Here is a 5509-nt window from a genome sequence, read left to right as displayed (position 1 = left end):
GCCCACGAGCTTTGGATTGGCGATAACCCCGTGAGGTGATAAACCCGCCAACCCGGTTATTCTTCAACGTCGTGCAGATGAACTCGACTGAGAAACGATCCCGGTATTCATCGATGAATCGGATCATTTCCGACGTTTCGGGTCGAGTTCCGACGCGAAAAAAGCTGAGGCAGCTTTCAACAACTCATTGGTGTCGCGTAGTTCTTGGTTTTCACGGCGTAGCCTCGCGTTTTCGGCGGCCAAATCTTCAGGCACAGGTTCTGGGATGGTTCCCGAACGGCGAGCCTGCTGGGTCCATTGCCTGGCAGTATGCCACGAGACACCTAGTTTCGGTGCCACGATCTTGCACGCTTCCTGCATCGACATGTTTTCCGCCAAGATGCGGTCTTCCACAAGACGGACCACGCGGTCCTTTGCATCCTGGTCAAATTTTTTGGGCATGTTCGAAGATTTTCCCATCTACTCAAACGGAACAAAACCTGGGACACTTCACCGGACTTGACCCGCCTATCTTCCATCATGGTGTGCGTGAAAAAGGAGGAAATCCACACCGATAGCTCGAGCTAAGACTCCATCAGTATCGGCGTTATCGCCAATAACTAGGCTGTCCTCGATAACTAAACCACGATCGGCCAAAATAGAAACACCAAGTTCGCTGGGCTTACCTAAATTTTCAACCAAAGAGGCGGTAATATCTAAAATATCCATCCAGCCACCTAGCCCAAGTTTTTTCGTTCCTCCTCGAGAGACCCACCTATCAAGGTTCATTGCCACAATCTCAGCGCCACTATCACGCAGTAGAGCTGAGGCCTTTTTCTCACCATGCCGTGCAACGAGCGCTTCGACCTGGTGTGGGCGGGGTTTTTCGGACCGGATGACTTAACATAGGAGACCATAACGACCGACCAGGTCAGAAAGATATGGAAACCATGAAAAAGTTCACCAAACACGCCCCAGAACAAATCGTGGCTAAATTAGAAAAAGCCACAAAACTTGCCAATGAAGGCAAAACCAACGCAGAGATCTGCCGCGACATCGGTGTTTCAGAAGCCACCTTGGCACGCTGGCGCCGTGACTACGGGCAGATCAACCGCAAAGAAGCCAAAGAACTCAAGCGTCTGCAGGATGAAAATGCACAGCTAAAAGCTCTTTTGGGTCAAGCAGAACTAGAAAAAGAAGCATTACGCGAGCTAGCTGAGAAAAAATTCTAAGCCCGCAACACAAACACGAATCCGTGGACTATCTCACCGATAAAGGCTTTAGTACGCGGTTATCGTGTCGTGTTGTCGGGCTATCTAGATCAAGCTATCAGCGGGCGCGTAGGCAACGCGCAAAGCGTAGTGGTAACCCAAGCGCAGATCGCTACCATTTGCTGCGTGAGTGGATGAATGAGTTTGCTGATACCCATCGTCGGTGGGGTTATAGGCGTGGACTTGTTCATGCTCGCGGTGCTGGTTTCAGCGTTTCTCGGGATGTGTTTCGCAGGTTGTGGCGTGAGGAAAACTTACGGGTTTTTCCTCGTAAACAACGTAAGCAGGTGATCTCACATAATCCTGAACCCCGAAAAGGAGCAGCAGAAAAACCAGGAGAGATTTGGGCACTGGATTTCCAGTTTGATTCTGATTACACCGGCCGGGCGTTTAAGATCTGCAACGTCATCGATGAGTTTAGTCGCAAGCATGTGACTTTTAGCCTGGCTCGGTCTATTAGTGCTGCTGATGTGGTGGAAATGCTAGATGTTGCTGTGTTAGAGCATGGCTGTCCAAAGGTGTTGCGTATGGATAACGGCCCGGAGTTTATTGCGGGTAAGCTACGAGATTGGGTTGATGAGCAACAGTTAACCCAGGCGTTCATTCCCCCTGGTCAGCCGTGGCATAACGGGTTTGTGGAGTCGTTTCATAATCGTATGCGTGATGAGTTGTTGGCTGATAATGTCTTTGATGATCACACCCATGCTGCCCGGATGGTGGCGTGGTGGTCACAAAGGTATAATCAGTTGCATCCGCATTCGTCTTTGGGTTATTTAAGCCCGGATGCGTTTGTTGAGTGTTGGAAGAAAGAAAATCTCGAGGTTACCAGTTAAGGTCACTGGTCCGATATTCCAGCTCACTCCAGACCCCCTCGAGGCACAAAAGAACTTTATCGAACTCTTGGCTAAGGTTTCCTACCTCAAGATTTATTTCTTTTCCATCTACTAAGAGTCGGGAACTCGCACCAGGGGCCCAAACTCGATATCTCGCATGTTGATTTTTTACCCAATCACGAGCAATATCCTGAGCTGTAAGAACATGAGATGAGTCATAAATATTAATTCCCATTTCTGTTAAGCGTTGACAGATTTGATCCCCTCCCATCCTGTCCGAGTTAGACAGGAACCACACTTTATCCGCAGGCAAACAGCTTGCCATATTTACCATCGACAAATAAGCGTACTCACCTGAGTAAATAGTTCCATCAAGGTCGAATATATAATCGCTCACCTCTGTTTCACGCCTATCGCAATGGAGTTCTTGCTCAGGACAAAGAGCGTAAGTACTGCTACGACTGACACGAGGATAAATGTAACTGTCACCGATAAGAAACCGGAATACTCCAGTAACAGCCCAGCCAGAATGGCGCCCACCATCATTCCGACCGGCGGGAGCATTTCAACACGGCCCCGTGCAGATGGATTAGCTTTTCCGAACTGATTTTCCGCCACCATATCCGAGGCAGCAGTATATGAAAAAGCCCAAATTACACCAGCAATGAGCATCAACAGAAAAAGACTAGTCTTTCCAAGTTGAGAATCAATCATCAAAACGATCACACCGCCAATAGCACCAACCCCTAAAGCACCAGCTGCTGTCGCGCGGGCAGAACACCTTGCTAAAAGCGGAGGGACCATCACAATGGGAAGATACATAGCGACCATATGGATTTCAGTCAGGCGAGATATGACCTGGCTTTCCAGTCCTTGACTTTGGGCGGCAAGTGGAACTGCAGTCATCATAAGAGTCATAGCCATGTACCCAAACATTCCGGCTATTCCACCCAAGTAAAGCAACCAGCGATCATCAAAAGACGTGGTAGTGACCTGCTCAGCACTCGTCTTAGAATTCTTCGGCAACATCAGGGATGTAAGTAGAACTAATCCTCCCACCGCTATTACCAGCTGATAGGCTTTTGAGAATTCCGCAACCGATCCTGCAACTGTTCCTGCAGCCCACGGTCCTAGAATTGAGCCGACCACACCGCTTAATAGGACGAGACTAGTGTCCCATGGGTTCGGGCTGTTCGAGTGATCTTTAACTAGGATTCTATGAAAATTTGATAGCCCCATAAAGATGCCAATCAAAAGCATCCCTACATAGAGCAATCCAGGAATACTGGCATATGCGGCATAAGACGTTGAAACGCCTGATAATACGCAAATTATTCCAGCTGCGAAAAATATCCTTCTCGGCCCAAATCGCTGTAACTGCGGTGCGCCTATTCTCGCTGCAATAATCGTTCCTAGCGCTATCAAAACATAGGAAGCTGTTCCTCCCAGCGAATTTCCTGTCAGCGCCTCGCCTGCTCGCACCGATATAGAAAGATCGACACCAGCTACAAACAAACCTAGGGCATACGCAATAGCAAAACGAAGAGTGTTGAAATTAAGTGCTTTTTTCAGCTGCATGTCTTTAATTTCTACAGCTCAATAGAGGTTGTATCGACATATAGATCGGTACTTCCCGTGGGAAGAATAAAGCGTTTAAAGCTTTCTCGTCTGATAACACTGATTTCGGGAGCTATCTCCATAACAGGATTATCATCCACACCGCGCTTAATAACAGCAACCCCATGATACGGCAACAAGTGAGATTTCCTTTTGTATTCTGGATACACCCTTAATCCCAGTACAGGTTCTTTTTTCTGGTGAATGGTCGCCCGAATCGACCCTGGAAAATGAGTCTCATCCCAATGAAGCTCATTTAATGCATACTTCAACGCCCGATAGTCAACAAATGCGTGTCCTGTTCGAGAAAGTACTTCTTGTCCAAAAGGCGTAGAAAAATCATGGTTCCGGAAAGTCTGCTCTACTTCTTTATATGTTGCCGGGATATCCCGCGTCGTAATGGTCGAAGCCATAGATCGCAGCCAAGATTGGTGGTTTCCTTCTTCAAGGCCATGGCCGGGATCCTCTCTTAGAGGCTTGACAAAGCGTAAATATGCATCTTCAAATTCTTCTAAACGATTCGAAGGCAAAAGAGACATGTCATGGACAGTCAAATTATTTAACTTATGGTTATCCACATAGTCACACAATTCCTTATAGTAAAGAGAGGCGACTACAGGATCTGAGCCCAAGGGGCGGATATAAAATAGAGCATCCGAAATTATCTGAAACCGAAGCTCCAAGCCAATAACTTGTTGGAAAATATCAGCAATCCGTTGAAGGGCTAGAAGAGTGCATTCCTCGGCGAAGGTAACTACCGTTGGGTCGAATCGCTTCAGTTTATTTCCAATAACGCAAAAAATGGGGATCACAACGTCTAATGGTGCCCCGTTTTCAAGAGATTCTTTTACGCTCTGTCTCACTGCATCTGAATTACGGAACCGCTTTTTAGAGTTGAATTGAAAAGCATGATGGTTCAGCAAGGCAATGGCTTGCTCTAACGGCGTTTGGTTTCCATAAGACTTCAGGAAACCGTCAGCACTGAACTCTCGATACAAAGAACACTCACGCAAAAGATCATCCCGAAAAGAAGAACTCAGAACGCTCAGAGTGGTAGTGGAAAGATCAGGCTCATCGGAAGGCCAGTCATAATCACTGACTGGTTGGGAATCTGAAAGCAGTTCTCCTGTGACTGAAACGGTGTTTTTCACGTTGCGGATCCTTTCGTGTTAAGGATTGAGATCTGAAAAGAATGAAGATAAAACTATGATATAGGACACTTTTTAACTTTTCTTTAGTTTCATTCACGGGACATAAGAGAGAGATATCGTGCACGTCGACGGGTGATTTCACTATATGAGACCTCGTCAGGGGTGGCTGCTAGCGTTAGTGCTGGTTCACAATCACACCCCGCTACTTGTGGTGGGGTGTGGGCGTGACTTCCTCGTCGGTGCGCGGGACAGCCCACGCGTGACGTGGGCTGTCCCGCGCACCCTTTTTTTTCAGGCGAGCGAACAACCCTACGACGTAAAAGGGAGGTAGACAATGGGTAAGCACTCATTGGATACACCTTGGATTCTAGGGGTCGTGGAAACACGTCCTACGTTTCGGTTGACTCTAGCAGGGTTGCCATTCGTTCGGCCGAGGTGTCAAAACTTAGCGTCTTGCGTGGTCGGCGATTTAACTGCATCGCTACAAATTCAAGGTCCCCAGCAGTGTAGAGACTCAAATCTGTTCCTTTAGGGAAATACTGCCGTAATAGCCCATTGGTGTTTTCATTAGTCCCTCGCTGCCAAGGCGAACCAGGCTCACAGAAATACACCGGGCAATCCGTAGCGATGCTAAAAGCTTTATGGCATGCCATTTCAC

General features: G+C 47.7%; 8 protein-coding genes. 2 read left to right on the top strand and 6 right to left on the bottom strand.

Features of this window, described 5'->3' with window-relative positions:
- Positions 1–123: 123 nt before the first annotated feature.
- Both U1140_RS11315 and U1140_RS11310 read right to left on the bottom strand, forming a co-directional pair.
- Positions 124–441 carry a transposase gene (locus U1140_RS11315; RefSeq protein ID WP_284813592.1) on the bottom strand — a complete coding sequence of 106 codons (318 nt, stop codon included), beginning with the start codon at positions 439–441 and terminating at the stop codon, positions 124–126.
- 66 nt (positions 442–507) lie between these two features.
- The gene (locus U1140_RS11310) at positions 508–708 is read right to left on the bottom strand and encodes an HAD hydrolase-like protein (RefSeq protein WP_369847958.1); all 201 of its coding nucleotides are present in this window, start codon (positions 706–708) and stop codon (positions 508–510) included.
- 212 nt (positions 709–920) lie between these two features.
- Between U1140_RS11310 and U1140_RS11305 the strand changes: the two genes are divergently transcribed.
- Positions 921–1211, top strand: a complete 291-nt coding sequence (locus U1140_RS11305; protein ID WP_018120343.1) for a transposase — start codon at positions 921–923, stop codon at positions 1209–1211.
- A 23-nt stretch (positions 1212–1234) separates the two neighbouring features.
- The gene (locus U1140_RS11300) at positions 1235–2083 is read left to right on the top strand and encodes an IS3 family transposase (RefSeq protein ID WP_161970162.1); all 849 of its coding nucleotides are present in this window, start codon (positions 1235–1237) and stop codon (positions 2081–2083) included.
- On the opposite strand, the gene U1140_RS11295 is transcribed toward U1140_RS11300, so the two are convergent.
- From U1140_RS11295 to U1140_RS11280, 4 genes are all read right to left on the bottom strand, one after another.
- Entirely contained in the window at positions 2073–2480 is a 408-nt protein-coding gene (locus tag U1140_RS11295; RefSeq protein ID WP_369847957.1) for a hypothetical protein, read from the bottom strand. The genes U1140_RS11300 and U1140_RS11295 overlap by 11 nt on opposite strands.
- The gene (locus U1140_RS11290; RefSeq protein WP_369847956.1) at positions 2477–3661 is read right to left on the bottom strand and encodes an MFS transporter; all 1185 of its coding nucleotides are present in this window, start codon (positions 3659–3661) and stop codon (positions 2477–2479) included. The genes U1140_RS11295 and U1140_RS11290 overlap by 4 nt, the downstream gene beginning before the upstream one ends.
- Before the next feature lie 11 nt (positions 3662–3672).
- Positions 3673–4851, bottom strand: coding sequence for an L-tyrosine/L-tryptophan isonitrile synthase family protein (locus U1140_RS11285; RefSeq protein ID WP_369847955.1), 1179 nt, complete (start codon positions 4849–4851; stop codon positions 3673–3675).
- A 389-nt stretch (positions 4852–5240) separates the two neighbouring features.
- On the bottom strand, positions 5241–5509 hold a 269-nt coding region (locus U1140_RS11280), incomplete at its 5' end, for an IS30 family transposase (RefSeq protein ID WP_369847954.1).

Origin of the sequence: Corynebacterium drakensteinense (assembly GCF_041224285.1) — a bacterium.
GTDB lineage: Bacteria > Actinomycetota > Actinomycetes > Mycobacteriales > Mycobacteriaceae > Corynebacterium.
This window is presented reverse-complemented; position numbering and strand designations above follow the sequence as displayed.

Bases quoted from the DNA above. Each gene is read 5' to 3' on its own strand.
- U1140_RS11315 (WP_284813592.1), bottom strand. From the start codon at position 441: ATGCCCAAAAAATTTGACCAGGATGCAAAGGACCGCGTGGTCCGTCTT.
- U1140_RS11310 (WP_369847958.1), bottom strand. From the start codon at position 708: ATGGATATTTTAGATATTACCGCCTCTTTGGTTGAAAATTTAGGTAAG.
- U1140_RS11305 (WP_018120343.1), top strand. From the start codon at position 921: ATGGAAACCATGAAAAAGTTCACCAAACACGCCCCAGAACAAATCGTG.
- U1140_RS11290 (WP_369847956.1), bottom strand. From the start codon at position 3,661: ATGCAGCTGAAAAAAGCACTTAATTTCAACACTCTTCGTTTTGCTATT.